Origin of the sequence: Tessaracoccus coleopterorum (assembly GCF_011174705.1) — a bacterium.
GTDB classification, from domain to species: Bacteria; Actinomycetota; Actinomycetes; order Propionibacteriales; family Propionibacteriaceae; genus Arachnia; species Arachnia coleopterorum.
This window is the reverse complement of the sequence record NZ_JAANIJ010000001.1, coordinates 1714179-1728581: the sequence shown is the minus strand read 5'-3', so window position 1 is coordinate 1728581 and position 14403 is coordinate 1714179. Positions and strand designations below refer to the sequence as shown.

Annotated in this window: 22 protein-coding genes and 2 pseudogenes; 13 read left to right on the top strand and 11 right to left on the bottom strand. The window is 69.7% G+C overall.

Annotated features, from left to right (window positions below; all coding sequences use genetic code 11):
* Positions 1 to 23 precede the first annotated feature (23 nt).
* Together G7085_RS11150 and G7085_RS11145 are read right to left on the bottom strand one after the other, a co-directional pair.
* Positions 24 to 200, bottom strand: a complete 177-nt coding sequence (locus tag G7085_RS11150) for a hypothetical protein (protein WP_197511007.1) — start codon at positions 198 to 200, stop codon at positions 24 to 26.
* A complete protein-coding gene (locus tag G7085_RS11145; protein ID WP_197511006.1) occupies positions 200 to 955 on the bottom strand; it encodes a PfkB family carbohydrate kinase in 756 nt (251 codons plus the stop codon). The genes G7085_RS11150 and G7085_RS11145 overlap by 1 nt, the downstream gene beginning before the upstream one ends.
* A 62-nt stretch (positions 956 to 1017) precedes the next feature.
* Here G7085_RS11145 and G7085_RS11140 point away from each other — a divergent pair, with 62 nt between their 5' ends.
* On the top strand, positions 1018 to 1548 hold the full coding sequence (locus tag G7085_RS11140; RefSeq protein ID WP_197511005.1) for a VIT1/CCC1 transporter family protein: 531 nt from the start codon (positions 1018 to 1020) through the stop codon (positions 1546 to 1548).
* A 68-nt stretch (positions 1549 to 1616) separates the two neighbouring features.
* On the opposite strand, the gene G7085_RS11135 is transcribed toward G7085_RS11140, so the two are convergent.
* The 6 genes from G7085_RS11135 to G7085_RS11110 all read right to left on the bottom strand — a co-directional run bounded on the left by G7085_RS11135 (position 1617) and on the right by G7085_RS11110 (position 5353).
* On the bottom strand, positions 1617 to 1916 hold the full coding sequence (locus G7085_RS11135; protein ID WP_197511004.1) for an AI-2E family transporter: 300 nt from the start codon (positions 1914 to 1916) through the stop codon (positions 1617 to 1619).
* Positions 1913 to 2077: a hypothetical protein gene (locus G7085_RS11130; protein ID WP_197511003.1), complete on the bottom strand. Its 165-nt coding sequence runs from the start codon at positions 2075 to 2077 to the stop codon at positions 1913 to 1915. Before G7085_RS11130 ends, G7085_RS11135 begins: the two co-directional genes overlap by 4 nt.
* The gene (locus tag G7085_RS11125) at positions 2074 to 2250 is read right to left on the bottom strand and encodes a hypothetical protein (RefSeq protein WP_197511002.1); all 177 of its coding nucleotides are present in this window, start codon (positions 2248 to 2250) and stop codon (positions 2074 to 2076) included. Before G7085_RS11125 ends, G7085_RS11130 begins: the two co-directional genes overlap by 4 nt.
* Before the next feature lie 308 nt (positions 2251 to 2558).
* Positions 2559 to 3557, bottom strand: coding sequence for a hypothetical protein (locus tag G7085_RS11120; protein ID WP_197511001.1), 999 nt, complete (start codon positions 3555 to 3557; stop codon positions 2559 to 2561).
* A gap of 44 nt (positions 3558 to 3601) precedes the next feature.
* Positions 3602 to 4762, bottom strand: coding sequence for an MDR family MFS transporter (locus G7085_RS11115; RefSeq protein ID WP_197511000.1), 1161 nt, complete (start codon positions 4760 to 4762; stop codon positions 3602 to 3604).
* A gap of 111 nt (positions 4763 to 4873) precedes the next feature.
* Positions 4874 to 5353: a MarR family winged helix-turn-helix transcriptional regulator gene (locus tag G7085_RS11110; RefSeq protein ID WP_197510999.1), complete on the bottom strand. Its 480-nt coding sequence runs from the start codon at positions 5351 to 5353 to the stop codon at positions 4874 to 4876.
* A gap of 76 nt (positions 5354 to 5429) precedes the next feature.
* Here G7085_RS11110 and G7085_RS11105 point away from each other — a divergent pair, with 76 nt between their 5' ends.
* The 3 genes from G7085_RS11105 to G7085_RS11095 are packed head-to-tail and all read left to right on the top strand — an operon-like array spanning position 5430 to position 6947.
* Complete coding sequence (locus G7085_RS11105) at positions 5430 to 5738, top strand: hypothetical protein (RefSeq protein WP_197510998.1); 309 nt, start codon at positions 5430 to 5432, stop codon at positions 5736 to 5738.
* A gap of 13 nt (positions 5739 to 5751) precedes the next feature.
* Positions 5752 to 6249 (top strand): protein kinase domain-containing protein, encoded by a 498-nt coding sequence (locus tag G7085_RS11100; RefSeq protein WP_197510997.1) that lies wholly within the window; start codon positions 5752 to 5754, stop codon positions 6247 to 6249.
* A complete protein-coding gene (locus G7085_RS11095) occupies positions 6171 to 6947 on the top strand; it encodes a serine/threonine-protein kinase (RefSeq protein ID WP_197510996.1) in 777 nt (258 codons plus the stop codon). Before G7085_RS11100 ends, G7085_RS11095 begins: the two co-directional genes overlap by 79 nt.
* Position 6948: 1 nt before the next feature.
* On the opposite strand, the pseudogene G7085_RS11090 reads toward G7085_RS11095, so the two are convergent.
* Positions 6949 to 8444 (bottom strand): annotated as a pseudogene (locus tag G7085_RS11090) (CCA tRNA nucleotidyltransferase).
* Between G7085_RS11090 and G7085_RS11085 the strand changes: the two are divergent.
* The 9 genes and pseudogenes from G7085_RS11085 to G7085_RS11060 all read left to right on the top strand — a co-directional run bounded on the left by G7085_RS11085 (position 8443) and on the right by G7085_RS11060 (position 13347).
* A complete protein-coding gene (locus tag G7085_RS11085) occupies positions 8443 to 8694 on the top strand; it encodes a hypothetical protein (RefSeq protein ID WP_197510995.1) in 252 nt (83 codons plus the stop codon). The pseudogene G7085_RS11090 and the gene G7085_RS11085 overlap by 2 nt on opposite strands.
* Positions 8691 to 8813 carry a hypothetical protein gene (locus tag G7085_RS30225; protein WP_269451837.1) on the top strand — a complete coding sequence of 41 codons (123 nt, stop codon included), beginning with the start codon at positions 8691 to 8693 and terminating at the stop codon, positions 8811 to 8813. Before G7085_RS11085 ends, G7085_RS30225 begins: the two co-directional genes overlap by 4 nt.
* A 16-nt stretch (positions 8814 to 8829) precedes the next feature.
* Positions 8830 to 8889, top strand: a pseudogene (locus tag G7085_RS34805) (hypothetical protein); the annotation flags it as partial.
* 17 nt (positions 8890 to 8906) lie between these two features.
* Positions 8907 to 9173, top strand: a complete 267-nt coding sequence (locus tag G7085_RS11080; RefSeq protein WP_197510994.1) for a hypothetical protein — start codon at positions 8907 to 8909, stop codon at positions 9171 to 9173.
* A gap of 2 nt (positions 9174 to 9175) precedes the next feature.
* Positions 9176 to 9304 (top strand): hypothetical protein, encoded by a 129-nt coding sequence (locus G7085_RS30220; RefSeq protein WP_269451836.1) that lies wholly within the window; start codon positions 9176 to 9178, stop codon positions 9302 to 9304.
* A 396-nt stretch (positions 9305 to 9700) separates the two neighbouring features.
* On the top strand, positions 9701 to 10627 hold the full coding sequence (locus G7085_RS11075; RefSeq protein WP_197510993.1) for a transglycosylase domain-containing protein: 927 nt from the start codon (positions 9701 to 9703) through the stop codon (positions 10625 to 10627).
* The gene (locus G7085_RS11070; RefSeq protein WP_197510992.1) at positions 10516 to 12033 is read left to right on the top strand and encodes a penicillin-binding transpeptidase domain-containing protein; all 1518 of its coding nucleotides are present in this window, start codon (positions 10516 to 10518) and stop codon (positions 12031 to 12033) included. Before G7085_RS11075 ends, G7085_RS11070 begins: the two co-directional genes overlap by 112 nt.
* A 4-nt stretch (positions 12034 to 12037) precedes the next feature.
* On the top strand, positions 12038 to 12784 hold the full coding sequence (locus G7085_RS11065) for a hypothetical protein (protein ID WP_197510991.1): 747 nt from the start codon (positions 12038 to 12040) through the stop codon (positions 12782 to 12784).
* Positions 12721 to 13347 (top strand): hypothetical protein, encoded by a 627-nt coding sequence (locus G7085_RS11060; protein ID WP_197510990.1) that lies wholly within the window; start codon positions 12721 to 12723, stop codon positions 13345 to 13347. Before G7085_RS11065 ends, G7085_RS11060 begins: the two co-directional genes overlap by 64 nt.
* 53 nt (positions 13348 to 13400) lie before the next feature.
* Here the strand turns inward: G7085_RS11060 and G7085_RS11055 are convergent, their stop codons facing one another.
* Together G7085_RS11055 and G7085_RS11050 are read right to left on the bottom strand one after the other, a co-directional pair.
* Positions 13401 to 13595, bottom strand: coding sequence for a hypothetical protein (locus G7085_RS11055; protein WP_197510989.1), 195 nt, complete (start codon positions 13593 to 13595; stop codon positions 13401 to 13403).
* A gap of 29 nt (positions 13596 to 13624) precedes the next feature.
* Positions 13625 to 14359 carry an alanine racemase gene (locus G7085_RS11050; protein WP_197510988.1) on the bottom strand — a complete coding sequence of 245 codons (735 nt, stop codon included), beginning with the start codon at positions 14357 to 14359 and terminating at the stop codon, positions 13625 to 13627.
* Positions 14360 to 14403: the final 44 nt, after the last annotated feature.

Here is a 14403-nt window from a genome sequence, read left to right as displayed (position 1 = left end):
AGCCGGGCTGGCGGACTCCCGGGTCAGCCCGCGAACCTGACCTCGGCGAGGTTCGCGTCGGCGCGGCGCAGCAGCGCGTCGCCGGTGAGGCCCGCCACGTGGGCGGCCGCCGCCGCGAGCCCGTGACGCACCCAGTCGAGCCTGTCGTCGGAGGCGAGCGCGCCGCGGACGAGGCCGGCGACGAAGGCGTCGCCCGCCATCACCGACTGGACGGGGCCTCCACGTGGCAGCTACCGTGCACCCTCCTCCCCGCCTCGTCGAGGAAGGCGACGCCCTCGCCGCCCAGCGACACCAGCGGGAGTGTCGCCCCTGCGGCCCGGAACATGCCGAGTGCGGTGCCGACCGGATCTTCCGACGCGGCCACCTCGGGGATCGCCATGATCTCGTCGTCGTTGGGCTTGAACGCCAGCACGCCCGGCACCTTCAGCGCTTCGATCAGCGCGGCTCCCTGGGCGTCGACGACCACCCGGACGCCCTGTGCGATGAGGCCTGACGCCAGGTCGGCCCACGTGCTGGTGGGCAACCCGGTGCACGTCGATCCGTTCAGGGTGACGATGTCGTCGGCGGCGGTGTCGGCCAGCACCGCATCGACCATCGGATCGACGACTCCTGCGCTGTCGAAGTCGTACCCGGCGGCCATGAAGTGCGCCGCGACCCGCTCGCCGGTGGCGTCGACGAGCGTCAGGTTGTGCCGCGCCGTGCCCGGCACCTTGAACAGGTGGTGTGGGATGTGTTCGGCGGTCAGTCGGGCGGAGAAGGTGTCGTGGTCGTCACGGCCGATCAAACCGTACGCGATGAGCGGGATGCCGAGCGCGGTGGCGGTACGGGCGCAGCTGATGCCCTTTCCGGAGCACACGGACTCGAACCGGTGCTGCGTGCCGCGGCCGCCCCAGTCGAGGCCGCTGACCGTGTAGTAGTCGTCGTAGCCCGTGTTCATCGTGACGGTGCGGAGCATCTGCATGGGCCCACACTAGTCAGCCTCCTCCTTGGCGCGATTCCGGGCGGACGGAGGCGCGGGTGCCCTATGGTTCGCGCATGGCGGGGTGGGCGACGAGGGTCACAGGGTTCGAGGTCAGGCGGCTCGCCGGCCACGTGAACGAGGGGCTGTTGGTGGGCGCGGGCGTGATCGAGGGGCTCACCCTGGCCAACTATCCGGAGCGGGCCGCCGTCATCGCGGGGCTCGCCACCCTCCTGGCCGGTGCGGTCTCTGTGGCGAGCGGCAGCTACGCGGAGATGCGCTCCGAACAGGACGCGCTCGACTCGTTCCTCGCGGAGGAGGAGCGGCTGCGTGAGCTGTCGCCGCAGGAGGAACTGGCCGAGCTGACGGAGATCTACCTGGCGAAGGGGCTCCCGGCGTCACTTGCCCGGGAGGTGGCGGAGCACCTTCCTGTGCGTGAGGCCCTGGCCGAGCACGCGGTGTCCAAGCTCGGCATCTCGCCCACCTACCTGGATCCGCGACCGGTGCTCGCGGCGGTGCTCATGGCGCTCGCCTTCGTGGTGGGCGCGCTCGCCCCATCGGCGCCGTGCTCCTGGCGCCGGACCACCTGACCACGCACGTGCTGATCGGTGCGGTTCTGCTCGGCGTGGTTGCCACGGCGCTGGTGGCGGCCCGGACCTCAGGGATGAGCGTCCGCCGCACCGTGGGCCGCAGCCTGTTCTTCGGGGCGCTCGCGCTCCTCCTGTCGGCGTTCATCGGCCGGGTCGGGGTCTGAGGCGCGCCCGGCGCGGATCACCTCGGCCGACCTGATCGCCGCGGCCACGAGCGGCGCGGCAAGCACCATGCCGATGAGGCCGGCGAGGGTGCCGCCGATCAGCGTCGCCAACAGCACGACGACGGGGTGGATGCGCAGGGCCGAGCCGAGGGCCCAGGAGCTGACCGCGCTCTGGATGGTGCCGTTGGAGATGAGGAAGGTCACCGCGACGATGGCGGCCGTGCCGGCCCACCGGATCCGAAGGCGATCAGGACCGCGAAGCCCCCCGTGATCCAGGCGCCCAGGAACGGGATGAACGACAGCGCGAGGTAGAGGATGAAGATGGAGGTGGCGAGCGGCACCCTCAGCACGAGCAGCGGGATCATGAAGATGGGGCCGTGACCAGCGCGGTGATCGCGATCCCGCGGAAGTACCCGCGCAGCGCCGTCTGGGATTCGCGTGCGATGCCCTCGGCCGTCTCCTCGTTCCAGCCACCGGCGCGGGCCAGCCAGCCGGGGAACCGCCGACCGTCGCGCAGCACGAAGAACAGGAAGAACACCCGAAGAAGGCGCCCATCCCGAAGGCGACCACGCTGGAGAACGTGCCGGATGCGAGCCCGAACACGCCCTGGGCGAGCAGCGGGGCGTACTGCTCGACGCCCTCACGGAGCCGCTCGAGCACGACGGTGTCCAGGTCGAGCGTCCGGGCCCATGCCACGAGCGAGATCCAGCCGGCGACGAGCTGCCGGTTGATCTGTGGGAGTTCGCTGAGGAAGCCACGCACGACGATGGTCACGGTTCCCCCGCCAGGAGGAGCGCGGTCAGGAGCCCGATGACGCTGGCCAACGCGCGCTTGACGCCGAGGCCCTCAAGCCTGGTCACGAGCGGCTCGAGGACCACCCCGACGATGATGGCGATGACGAGCGGAACCACGATCCCGGCGATGGCGCCGAGCCCGATCGACACCAGGAGCAGAAGGGCGACGATGCCGATGGCGGCCCAGCTGCACCGGCCCGCGCGCAGGAGGAGGGACAGCCGACGGCTCTGGGGGGTGTCGGTCATGGGGAGCCTCGATTCGCGCGCACCCCAGGAGCCCCTGACGGGTCACGTCGGTGTGTGAGCGAACGCTATCAGCCGCCGACCCCGCGGTACCGCTGCGGCCGGAGACGTCGGCGAGGAAGGCCACCGCCAGGTCGGTCGACGCCTCCCCGAGGCGCGCCACGTCCACGGCCACGTACTGCTCGGCGACCGTGGGCTCCGCTCCGCCGACGACCGCCGAGCGGTCGACGTCGGACAGGACCGTTGCGAGGTCCACCCGCAGGCCGGGCGAGAGGATCGAGCCGTTGCGAACCCGGTTCGCCACCTCGGCCGCGTACTTCTCCCGGTTGGCCGCCACCTCGGGGTCCTCAGTGGTGAGCATCTCCCCGGCCAGCTGGAGCAGCCGCTGCCCGCGCGCCAGGTCGCCGTCGCCGACCTCTGCGATGGCGCGGCGTAGCATGCTGCGTTCCGGGTTGTTCGCCTCGTCGGCAAGCAGGTGGAACCGGAAGCCCATCACGCGCTCGCGGGAGCGGGCACCGGTGGTGCTGGGGGAGTGGAACACCGGCACGATGTCATCCGGGTGGGCGGACGTCTGGGCCATCGAGTCGAGCAGCTCGCGGCCAGGCTCCTCCAGGGCGTCGCGCAGCGGCAGCGCCTTGATGAACAGCGTCGCGACGAACTGGACCGCCAGCAGCGGCCAGAGGAGCAGGAAAATGGTGTGCAACTGATCCGCGAGCCCCATCCGGACCGCCTCGGCCACGGCCGGGTCGAGTCCCTGCAGCGCTGCCGGATCCAGCACCGCACCCGGGTCGATCCCGCCCTCGGGCATCTTTGCCGCCGCCTCGGCCGTCAGGTTGGAGGCGATCGCGGTGGCTAGCCCCCTGTCATCACCGCGCCCATGAGCGCGGTTCCCACTGTGGAGCCGACGTTGCGGAAGAACTGGGTCGAGGCGGTCGCCACGCCCAGGTCGCGTCGGGTGGACGCGTTCTGGATCACGAGGACGTACTGCTGCGAGACCATGCCCATGCCGATGCCGAGCACCAGCATGGCGACCGAGAGCTCCAGTGAGCTCGACCCGTAGGCGAGCCGGGTCAGGAGGAGGACGCCGAGCGCCATCACGACGACCCCCGCCAGCATGAACTCCTTGTAGCGGCCCGTGCGGGTGATGATCTGCCCCATCACGATGCCCATCACGACGAACGCGAGCATCAGCGGCATCAGGATGAGCCCTGAGTTGGTTGCGTTGACGCCGAGCACGCCCTGGGCGTAGACGGGAATGTAGATGATGGTGGAGAACATCAGCATCGCGAAGGCGAACACGGCGACGTTGGTGAGGGTGAACGTCGACGAACGGAACAGCCGCAGCGGGAGCACCGGCTCCTCGGCCCTCGTCTCGAAGAAGATGAAGAGCCCGAGCAGGACGGCAGCCACGGCGTAGAGGCCGAGGATCTGGGCCGACGCCCACGGGTAGGTGGTGCCTCCCCAGCTGGTGGCGAGCAGGGCGGCCACGAGGGCGAGGCTGAGCGTCGTCATGCCCGCGACGTCGACCTTCGCGTCGCGTGGGTTGTGCGGCGGATGCAGGAAGCGGGCCACCAGGATGAACGCGAGCACACCGACGGGGAGCGCCGCGAAGAAGAGCCAGCGCCAGCCCAGGTGATCGGTGACGACGCCGCCGACGAGGGGGCCGGCCACCGAGGTCAGGCCGAAGACGGCGCCCATGTAGCCCTGGTACTTGCCGCGCTGCCTTGCCGGGATGATGTCGCCGATGATGGTCTGCGACAGGGGCATGATAGTGCCCATGCCGAGGCCCTGGATGGCGCGCCCGGCGACGAGCACGCCGAAGGTCGGGGCGGCGCCCGAGACGACCGAGCCGACCATGAACACGAGAAGCCCCGCGAGGAAGAACGGTCGGCGCCCGTACTGGTCGGAGAGCTTGCCCGCGATGGGCACGACGACTGCCGAGGCGAGCATCGCGGTGGTGGCGACCCAGGAGTAGTGCTCCATGCCTCCGAGTTCGGCGACGATGCGTGGCATCGCGGGCCGACGATGGTCTGGCTGACGGAGGCGGCGAACATGCCGATGATCAGGCCGATGAAGACCCGCTTCGACTCGGGTGAGAGCTTGAAGGTCCCGTTGGGGTGTCAGTCACTTTTCTCCTTGGCGGGCGGCGGGCCTGCTGGCTTCGAGGGAGTCGTTGAGGTGGGCGATGAGGCGCACCAGGTCGGCGCGTTCGCCGTCAGGCCATGCCTCGAGCACGTCGGTGATCGTGCGCACGCGCCGCTCACGTTCCCTGGCGATGAGGTCGAGCCCCGCGGCGGTCGGGCGGATGAGGTGGGCCCGGCCGTCCGCCGGGTCGGGCACGCGCTCGACGATGCCGTGCTCGCACATCGTGCTGATCCGCCTCGACATGGTCGACTGATCGAGGCCGGACAGCCCGGTGAGGTCGCTTGCCCGGTGCGGGCGCCTCGACAGGGCGGCGAGCAGGCTGAACGAAACGGGGCTGAGAAGGGGCTTCTCCTCGCCGTGCTGGGCGGCGTGACCGATATTGGAGAAGAGACGGTAGAGCTCCTCCGAGAGGCGGCCAGCTATTTGCATGCAGCAAGCATATATCTGGTGGGTGCTCACGGTGAAATCCCCGCGACGGCCGGGAACCGCCCGCCGGATACACTCGCCGACACAGACCTGTCCCGCGAGGAGCCCCATGTCCCAGCCGGTATCCGGTGGCCTCGTGCCCGGCTACGAGTTGGGCGCCGCCATCGGCAGGGGTGGCTTCGCCACCGTCTACCGGGCCCGCCAGATCTCACTCGACCGCGATGTGGCCGTCAAGATCGACTCCCGTGTCCTCGACGATCCCCGCAACCGGCGCCGCTTTCTGCGCGAGTCGACGGCGTCGGCCTCATCTCGTCCCACCCGCATGTGGTGTCGCTCATCGACGCGGGCACCACGCGGGACAACCGGCCCTACCTCGCCATGGAGCTCTGTGAGAACGGCTCGGTGGGGCAGCTCGTGAAGCGCTCAGGCCCATGCCTGCGCCGGACGTCCTCGAGCTCGGCATCGCCATCGCCAGTGCGCTGGCCGCCGCGCACGAGCGGGGCATCCTGCACCGCGACATCAAGCCCTCCAACATCCTGATCGACGCCTACGGGACTCCCCGGCTCGGCGACTTCGGCCTCGCGGCACTGCCCGCGGAGGGCGAAGCCTCCGTCACTCTCGAGGCACTGACCCCCGCGTACGCGGCCCCGAGGCGTTCGAGCAGGCGGCGCCGTCGAAGCGTGCCGACGTGTGGTCGCTCGGCGCGACGCTCTACTCAATCCTCACCGGCGTGCCGCCGCGACAGCGGGAGGACGGGTCACCCCAGACGGTCGCGGAGATCGTCAATACGCTCTACCGCCCGCTCGCTGACGCCCCGCACGTGCAGGGCGCCGATCGGCTACTCGGCGTCGTGTGGCGCGCCACCGCACCCGACCCCGGCCAGCGGTTTGCCGATGGGGCCGACCTGCACGCCACGCTGCTCGAGTTGAGGGGTGCGCTGGGCAGGCCGCACAACGTCCTCGCCGGGGGTGAGGTCACCCGGATGTTGCCCGGGCCGCAGCGGCAGAACTTCCCCGCCTCCGGTGTCCTTCCCGGCGCACCTCCTCCCAGCTCCTCGCCCCGATCGACGCTCCCACCATGCCGCGCCGCGCGTGGCCCATCGTGCTGGGGCCATCGCCGCGGTGGCCGTGGGCGTCGGCGCCTACGCGGTGACCACCGCCCTGCTGAATGCGCCCGGGAACTCCGCCGAGGTGCCGCCGGCTTCCACCCCATCGGCGCAGGACAGACCTCGCCCACGGTGCCGTCGCCGGAGCCGACATCCCGGTGGTCGGGCGGACCGGGCCTCGTCGCGCCCGCCAGTCCCGTCTGTTTTGCTGGGCTGACCTCGATCGGAGGGTTCTATACGGCGCAGACGGTCGACTGCGACACCGGGCACGAGTGGGAGGCCTTCCTGGTCGGCTCGCTCAGCGAGGACACACCGTCGGCGAACATCGACGACGTTGATGCCGATCCCGCGGTGATCGAGGCCTGCACCACGGAGGCGCTGGCTGCCTACACCGGAACGGCGGCTGACGGGATGGAGATCCGGGTGCTCCCGCCGAGCGAGGCCGCCTTCGAGGGTGGCAGCAGACTCTTCTACTGCGTCGCGTCCGAGGGCACGGGCACCGGGTCGTTCAGGGCCTCCTGAGTCAGGCGTCGCGCCCGGCCCACCAGGCGCGCAGCAGCTCGACCGCCTCCTCCTCCGGGACCGGTCCGTGTTCGGTGCGGTGCTCCAGCAGGAAGGCGTAGGCCTGACCCACTTCGCGCCCGGGCCCGATGCCGAGGACCTCCATGATCCGGGTGCCGTCGAGGTGGGGCGCAGCGAATCGAGCTCCTCCTGGGCGGCCAGCTCGTCGATGCGCCACTCGAGCTCTTCGTAGGCTCGGCGGAGCCGGGTGGCACGCTGTCGGTTGCGGGTGGTGCAGTCGGCCCGCGTCAGCATGTGGAGCCGCTCGAGCTCGTCTCCGGCGTCACGGACGTAGCGGCGGACGGCCGCGTCGGTCCATGCCCGTCCGAGTAGCCGTGGAAGCGCAGATGGAGGTCGATCAGCTTCGCGACCGACTTCACCACGTGCGTGGGAAGGCCAGCGCCCTCAGCCGCTTGGTGACCAGCTTGGCGCCGACGACGTCGTGGTGGTGGAACGTCACCTTGGGGCCCTCGAAGCGGCGCGTGGCGGGCTTGCCGATGTCGTGCAGCAGCGCCGCGAGGCGGTTGACGATGTCGGGCTCGTGGCCGCGGGCCTTCTCCAGCCCGATCGCCTGATCGAGCACCGTCAGGCTGTGCTCGTAGACGTCCTTGTGGCGGGCGTGCTCGTCGACCTCGAGTTTCAGCGCGGGAAGTTCCGGCAGGAAGCGCTCCGCCAGCCCGGTGCGCACGAGCAGGTCCAGACCCTCGCGGGGTGAGTCGGTCAGCAGGAGGCCGGTGAGCTCGGCCTGGACGCGCTCGACCGAGACGATGTCGATCCGTTCCGCCATGTCCTTCATCGCCGCGACGACCTCGGGCACGACGGTGAACCCGAGCCGGGAGGCGAAGCGGGCGGCACGCAGCATCCTCAGCGGATCATCCGAGAAGCTGATCTCGGGGGTCGAGGGGTGCGCAGGACGCCGTCGGCGAGGTCGTCGAGGCCGCCGTAGGGGTCGACGAAGGCCTTGGTGGCCACGTCGATGGCCATCGCGTTGACCGTGAAGTCCCGGCGGATGAGATCGCCGTCGATCGAGTCGCCGAAGGCCACCTCTGGCTTGCGTGATTCGCTCCGGTAGACGTCGGCGCGGAAGGTGGTCACCTCGATCTGCCATTCGACGCCTTCGGAGCGCTTGATGGCGCCGATGGTGCCGAACGCCTTGCCGATCGCCCAGGTGGTGGGCGTGAACTGCTTCAGGAGGGCCTCTGTCTCATCGGGCGAGGCGGAGGTCGTGAAGTCGAGGTCCTGGCCGAGGGTCCCGAGCAGCGCGTCGCGCACGGAACCACCCACCAGGAAGATCTCGTGGCCGGCGTCGGAGAACAGCCGGCCGAGGTCGTCGATGACCGGCGCGATGCGGAGGAGTTCCTGCATTGCGTTCGTCTGGGCTCGGGTCAGGCTTGGCACGGGGACAAGTCTACGCGAGCCGCAGGCGGAGGCCGTCCCGCACTGGCAGGCTTGGCACATGGAAGAGATCTGGGAGAAGCTCCTGCAGGCCGGAATCGTGATCGCCGTGGCCGTGACCGTCCGGTTCCTGGCCGTTTTCGTGATCAGGCGGACGGTGGAGGCGCTGACAGCGAAGCACGAGGCCGAGGCGGACCAGACGCGCCGTTCCCAGGCCAGGCGCTTCCTCGACCGGGCGGGTGGCCTCGCGGGGTCCGGCAGAAGCAGCGGATCGCGACGTTGGGGTCGCTGTTGCGCAACGTGGTCGACGTGATGCTGGTGGGTCTGACGGTGCTGACGGTCCTCGCGATCTTCGGCGTGCCGATGGGCCACTCCTGGCCTCGGCGGGCATCGGAGGCGTCGCGCTCGGTTTCGGGGCCCAGTCTCTGGTGAAGGACTACCTCTCGGCATCTTCATGCTGGCCGAGGACCAGTTCGGGGTGGGGGACGTGATCCGCGTCGGTGACCTGACGGGACCGTTCAGGAGGTGTCCCTCCGGGTCACGCAACTGCGCGACGGGACAGGCACGGTCTGGTACGTGCGCAACGGGGAGGTGCTCACGCTCGGGAACGTGTCGCAGGGCTTCTCGACCCTGACGATCGATGTGCCGGTCCCGATCGATGAGAATCCGGAGAGGGTGGTGGCTCTCCTGCGGGAGGCCGTGGCCGAGATGCATGCCGAGCCCGACTGGGAGGAGATCCTCCTCGAGGAGCCGTCGGTGCTCGGCATCGGGGCTTGTCCGGGGCGACGATGACCGTGCAGATCGGTCTCAAGGCCGAGCCGAACCGCCACTGGGCACCTGCGCGCGAGGTGCGGTCCAGGGCCCAGAGGGCGCTCGCCGAGGCGGGGATCCGGACCACGGTGGCCGGCGCCACCGGGCACTGACCGGGACGCGAAGCCGCCGGGTGCCGCTGCGTTTCCAGGTGGAGCGGGCAGGTGCTCGGAATGCCTGCGGCCCGCCACCCTGTCGTGGTTGTCGCGCCGCGGCCGCTAGGGTGCAGCGGCACCTGGGTCGGGGTCCGGTGCGGCAAACCGGCGACCGTGGTCGCAGCCCCTGGCACCAGGATTCTTGGGCGCCACACGTATCCTGTGACGATGTGGTCCCGCGCGGGACGGCCCTGTCAACGGGTTCACCCGGCGCCCTCCAGGCGCCGTGACCCTCCAGGGGCACGCGATCCGAGGGCGTCCGAGTCCCGTCAGGACCGGGGAACCCGGCTGACGTCGGAGGCTGGACACGGCCGCGGCGACCACACGGAGTTGTAATCGGACACGAGGACACCAATGGCAGAGGCGAAGGCGAAGCGCGGCGGGAAGAAGCAACCCCGGTCGCGGGCCAGGAGGATCTGGGGCCGGATCGGCGTCACCTTCCTGGTGCTGTTCATCGTGTTCGGCATCACCGGGCTCGGAGGCGTGGCGTATCTCTACAGCAGTGCCGAGCTTCCGGACGCCAACGCCGAGTTCACCACGAACACCACCTTCATCTACTACCAGGACGGCAACAACCAACTCGGTTCGCTCGCCGTCCAGAACCGGGTCAGCCTCGACTACGCGGACATGCCCCAGCTCATGAAGGACGCGGTCGTCGCGGCCGAGAACCGGAGCTTCTGGGAGGATCCGGGCTTCTCCGCCACGGGCATCGCCCGCAGCGTCTGGTCCATCGCCACCGGCGGTGAGGTGCAGGGTGGCTCCACCATCACGCAGCAGTACATCAAGATCCTCTACCTGACCTCCGAGCAGACGGTGTCGCGCAAGGTGAAGGAGCTATTCCTCGCTGTGAAGATGGGCCGCGAGATGAGTAAGGAGCAGATCCTCGAGGGCTACCTCAACACCATCTACTTCGGGCGTGGTGCCTACGGGATCCAGGCTGCGGCGAAGTCCTACTTCCTCAAGCCGGCCGCCGAGCTGACGCTCGAGGAGACCGCCGCGCTGGCCGCCATCCTGAACAACCCCGCGGGATTCAACCCCTCCGGAGGCGAGGAGAAGCTCCAGAGGCTCCTGGGCCGCTACCGCTACGTGCTGGACGGCATGCTGACCATGGGTGCGATCACCCCGCAGGAACATGACGCGGCGTACGCGCAGCTCCCCACCTTCCCGAGGTGCCCATCAACAACCGCTACGGCGGCCCCAAGGGCTTCCTCATCAAGCAGGTCGAGGAAGAGCTGCTCGCGAAGGGATTCACCGACGCCGAGCTCCAGGGCGGCGGCCTGAAGATCATCACGACGCTCAACAAGCCAATGCAGACCGCGGCCATCCTCACCGCCCAGGAGTACACGAAGAAGGCGGCGGAGAAGGCCAAGGGCGACCCCGACCCGAACGACCTGCACGTGGCCATCGCCTCGGTCGACACCGCCACCGGCGGCATCCTGGCAACCTACGGCGGCGCTGACTACGTGGCGGACTCGCGCAACTGGGCCACGACCGACCGCCCGGCCGCGTCCACCTTCAAGACCTTCGCCACCATCGCCGGGCTCCGCAACGGTTTCTCACTCAAGTCGATCTTCAAGGGCAACACCTTCACGCCCAAGGGTGACGACAAGCCCATCCGCAACGAGTTCAGCCATCAGTACGGCCCGGTCACGCTGCGTGAGGCGACGGCGAAGTCGATCAACACGGCCTTCGTCGACATGACCGGGCAGATGGATGACGGTCCCCAGAAGGTGATGCAGGCGGCCAACGACGCGGGAGCTCCCACCAGCCGCGGGTGGGACCCGATCAACCGCGTGGCCCTCGGGTTCGCCGAGGTCAGCCCGACGAACATGGCCAACTCCTACGCGACGCTCGCCAACTCGGGGCAACGCAACGAGGTGCACATCGTCTCGAAGGTGCTCGACTCGAAGGGGGAGGTGCTCTACGAGGCCAAGCCTGCCAACGAGCGCACCATCGACCCGAACGTGGCAGCCAACGTGACCGACTCGCTGACCTCCGTGGTCGAGGAGGGCACCGGTCGCCGGGCGGGCGAACTGGACCGTCCGGTCGCGGGCAAGACGGGCACCAATGACTTCGACGGGGCGATCACCTCGGCGTGGTTCGTCGGGTACACGAAGCAGGTCTCCACCGCCGTCATGTACGTCGCCGGAGACGGCGGCAACGACAACCTGGAGGCCTACAAGCGGCCCCAGGACTCCACCTTCTTCGGCTCGAGCTATCCGCTCATGACGTGGGTGGACTTCATGCTGCAGGCCACCGACTCGATGCCGGTGGAGGACTTCGACAGGCCCGAACCGATCAAGGCGGAAAAGGGTAAGGAAAGCTCCTCGCCCAAGCCGACGCCCAAGCCGTCGCCTACCCCGAGTGCCAAGCCGTCGGCCACGCCATCCCAGGTGGCGCCCAGCCCCGAGCCGAGCATGGAACCCTCCAAGGAGCCGACCAGGCAACCCAGCAAGGAACCCAGCAAGGAGCCGTCGAAGGAGGCGACCAAGGAACCGACCAGCGAGCCGAGCAAGGAGCCGGGCAAGGAGCCGGGCAAGGAACCAACCGGTGTGGCGTCAGAGGGCGGAGGCAACCAGGGTGGCGGCGGCAAACCGGGAGGCGGCAACACGGGTGGGCAGGGCTCCGGTGACGGGGCGGCGCCGGCCCCGGGGACTGACCGCGGAAGAAGTCGACGGCTAGAGTGACGCCGTGGACAACGCGCTGTACCCGCGACTCGGCGGGCCGATGGGCAGGCACCCCGTCCGACGGGGGTTCTGGTTCAGCCCGCTGGCCACGGTCGCGGCGGTCAGCGCGCTCCTCTTCACCGCGCTGTACCTGCGGCACGTCCCGTGCCTCCAGACCGAGGCGACCAACCCCATCAACTCCTATATCAGGGTTTGCTACTCGGACATCCAGACGACATTCCTGAGCCAGGGGCTCGGGGCGGGGACGTCACCGCTCTCCTCCGAACAGCTGGTGTTCCCGCCGCTCATCGCCGTGATCGTGCTGCTGACCAGGAACCTCGCCTCCCTGCTCTCGGGAGTGTCGGGCGCCGATCTGCAGGCGCAGATCGACCAGAGCGTGCCCTTCTTCTCCCTGACCGCAGTCGGCCTCTACCTCTGCTTCCTCGTCGCCTGCCTGGCGCTCGCGCGCTCCGGTCGCGGGACGGAAAACGGGCGGCCGTCCTGGGACTCGGTGCTGCTGGCCGCCTCGCCCGTTGTCCTGGCCTCGGGCCTGATCTCGTGGGATCTGGTGCCCATCGCCATCACGCTGATCGGGCTGGCCGCGTTCGCCCGCGGGCGAACGGTGGAGGCGGGGTGGTCGTCGGGATCGCGGCCTGCGCCGGGACGATGCCGGTCGGTGTCGCGCTCGCGGTCGTGGTCGCCTGCGGGTTGCGCTCGGGCTGGGCGACGGCGCTCAGGTTCGCGATCCCGGCCGTCGCCACGTTCCTGCTGATCCACCTTCCCCTGCTGCTGCGTAACTTCGACGCCGTCTACGCGTTCTACCACCAGGAGATCAACAAGCAGACCGGATACGGGTCGCTCTGGTACCTGGTCTCGCTGTTCGGGTTGCAGCTGCGTGACACCGGGTCGCTCGCGTTCGCGATACTCGTGCTCGCCCTCTGTGTCTTCATCGCCTGGCTCTACGTCACGAAGCGGCGACCGCGCATCGGGTCACTCATCGCGGTGGTGCTCTTCGCCGCGGCGCTGCTGGGCCCGGCGTACCCACCGCAGACCGGCCTGTGGCTCGTCGTCGCCCTCATCCTGTCGCGACCCTTCCGCACCGAACTCATCGCCCTGACCGTCGTGGAGGTGGGCCACTACCTCGCGATCTGGGGTTGGCTCGGTGGCGCCCTGACGATCAGCCAGAGCGGCCCGTACCTGCTCTACTGGCTCGCCATCATCCTGCGTTCAGGCGTGCATGCGTGGATCGTCGTCGAGTCGATCCGTGACATCCGCGATCCCCTGCACGACCGGTTGAAGACGCCCGAGGTGCCTGATCCCTCGGCGGGGTGCTGAACCGGTATGAGCGGATGCCCCCCGTGGGGCAACCGATCGGCTGACGCCCCGACTCAGGCCCAACGGACCTCGTCGGTGGTCACCGTCGTCATCCTCGTGGTGACGGGCACCTCGTCGCCGACCTTCACGAGCGGGTCCCTCCCGGGCACGAAGATCATCGACGAGTGCATGTGGGGTGGTTCGGCGAAGGCCCGCTTCCTCCCCGCGATCCCATACGGTGACAACGTCCGACCGGCCGCCTCGAGCACGCCCTGGGCGACGGTGACGGCGCGCTGCCTCAGCGACCGCTGCGGGACGGGGCCGCCATCGCCACCCCGTGCGCGGTTCCGCCCGAGACGATCAGGATGTGGCCGTCCTTCGGGGCAGTTGCCTGGTGGTAGCCGAGCCGGTCGCCCTTCGCGATCCGATGGACGTCCAGCACGGTCGCCGTGGTGCGGTAGGCCTCCCTGTCGCCCAGCCAGAGCCGCGTGCCGATGCGCATGTGGGTCGGCACGTCGAGGCGTGCGCTGAGCGCCCGGTAGTCGGCCACGCTGAGGTGCGAGACCCAGATCGGGCCGGTGCGGACGGCGAGGCCGCCAGCGGCGAGCCGGTGGGCGTCCGCAAGGGAGCCGTCGGCGGGCAGGTGGATCGTCCAGCCCTCGAACGTCAGCCGGTCGAGGGCCGCGACGTCGACGTCGCCTGGGGTCAGCCCGTGCCTGTGCATCGAGGTCTCGATCTCGAGCAGAACCCGCGTGCCCGGGTGGGCGGCCGCGAGGGCGGTGACGTCCTCGGCGCGTGAGACGGTCACGATGACGTGCGGATCCGCGAGTTGGGCCGTAGCCACGTCGTCGAAGGGGCGCCAAGGGTTGAGCACGACGAGGTCGCCGCTGAACCCGCCGGCCCAGCCGCCGGCACGCACCTTGGCGACCTCCTGGGCGATCCCGACAGCGAGGACGGGAAGGCCCAGCACTCCGGACTGCCGGGCGAGCACGTCGAGCCCGAACCCGTAACCGTTGCCCTTGGCTACGGGCACCAACCCGGGACCTGGGAGATCAGGTCGCGCTGATGCGCCTCCCA

Bases quoted from the DNA above. Each gene is read 5' to 3' on its own strand.
- G7085_RS11130 (WP_197511003.1), bottom strand. From the start codon at position 2,077: ATGATCCCGCTGCTCGTGCTGAGGGTGCCGCTCGCCACCTCCATCTTC.
- G7085_RS11145 (WP_197511006.1), bottom strand. From the start codon at position 955: ATGCTCCGCACCGTCACGATGAACACGGGCTACGACGACTACTACACG.
- G7085_RS11120 (WP_197511001.1), bottom strand. From the start codon at position 3,557: ATGCCCGAGGGCGGGATCGACCCGGGTGCGGTGCTGGATCCGGCAGCG.
- G7085_RS11105 (WP_197510998.1), top strand. From the start codon at position 5,430: ATGTCCCAGCCGGTATCCGGTGGCCTCGTGCCCGGCTACGAGTTGGGC.
- G7085_RS11115 (WP_197511000.1), bottom strand. From the start codon at position 4,762: ATGCCACGCATCGTCGCCGAACTCGGAGGCATGGAGCACTACTCCTGG.
- G7085_RS11085 (WP_197510995.1), top strand. From the start codon at position 8,443: ATGGAAGAGATCTGGGAGAAGCTCCTGCAGGCCGGAATCGTGATCGCC.
- G7085_RS11100 (WP_197510997.1), top strand. From the start codon at position 5,752: ATGCCTGCGCCGGACGTCCTCGAGCTCGGCATCGCCATCGCCAGTGCG.
- G7085_RS11150 (WP_197511007.1), bottom strand. From the start codon at position 200: ATGGCGGGCGACGCCTTCGTCGCCGGCCTCGTCCGCGGCGCGCTCGCC.
- G7085_RS11075 (WP_197510993.1), top strand. From the start codon at position 9,701: ATGGCAGAGGCGAAGGCGAAGCGCGGCGGGAAGAAGCAACCCCGGTCG.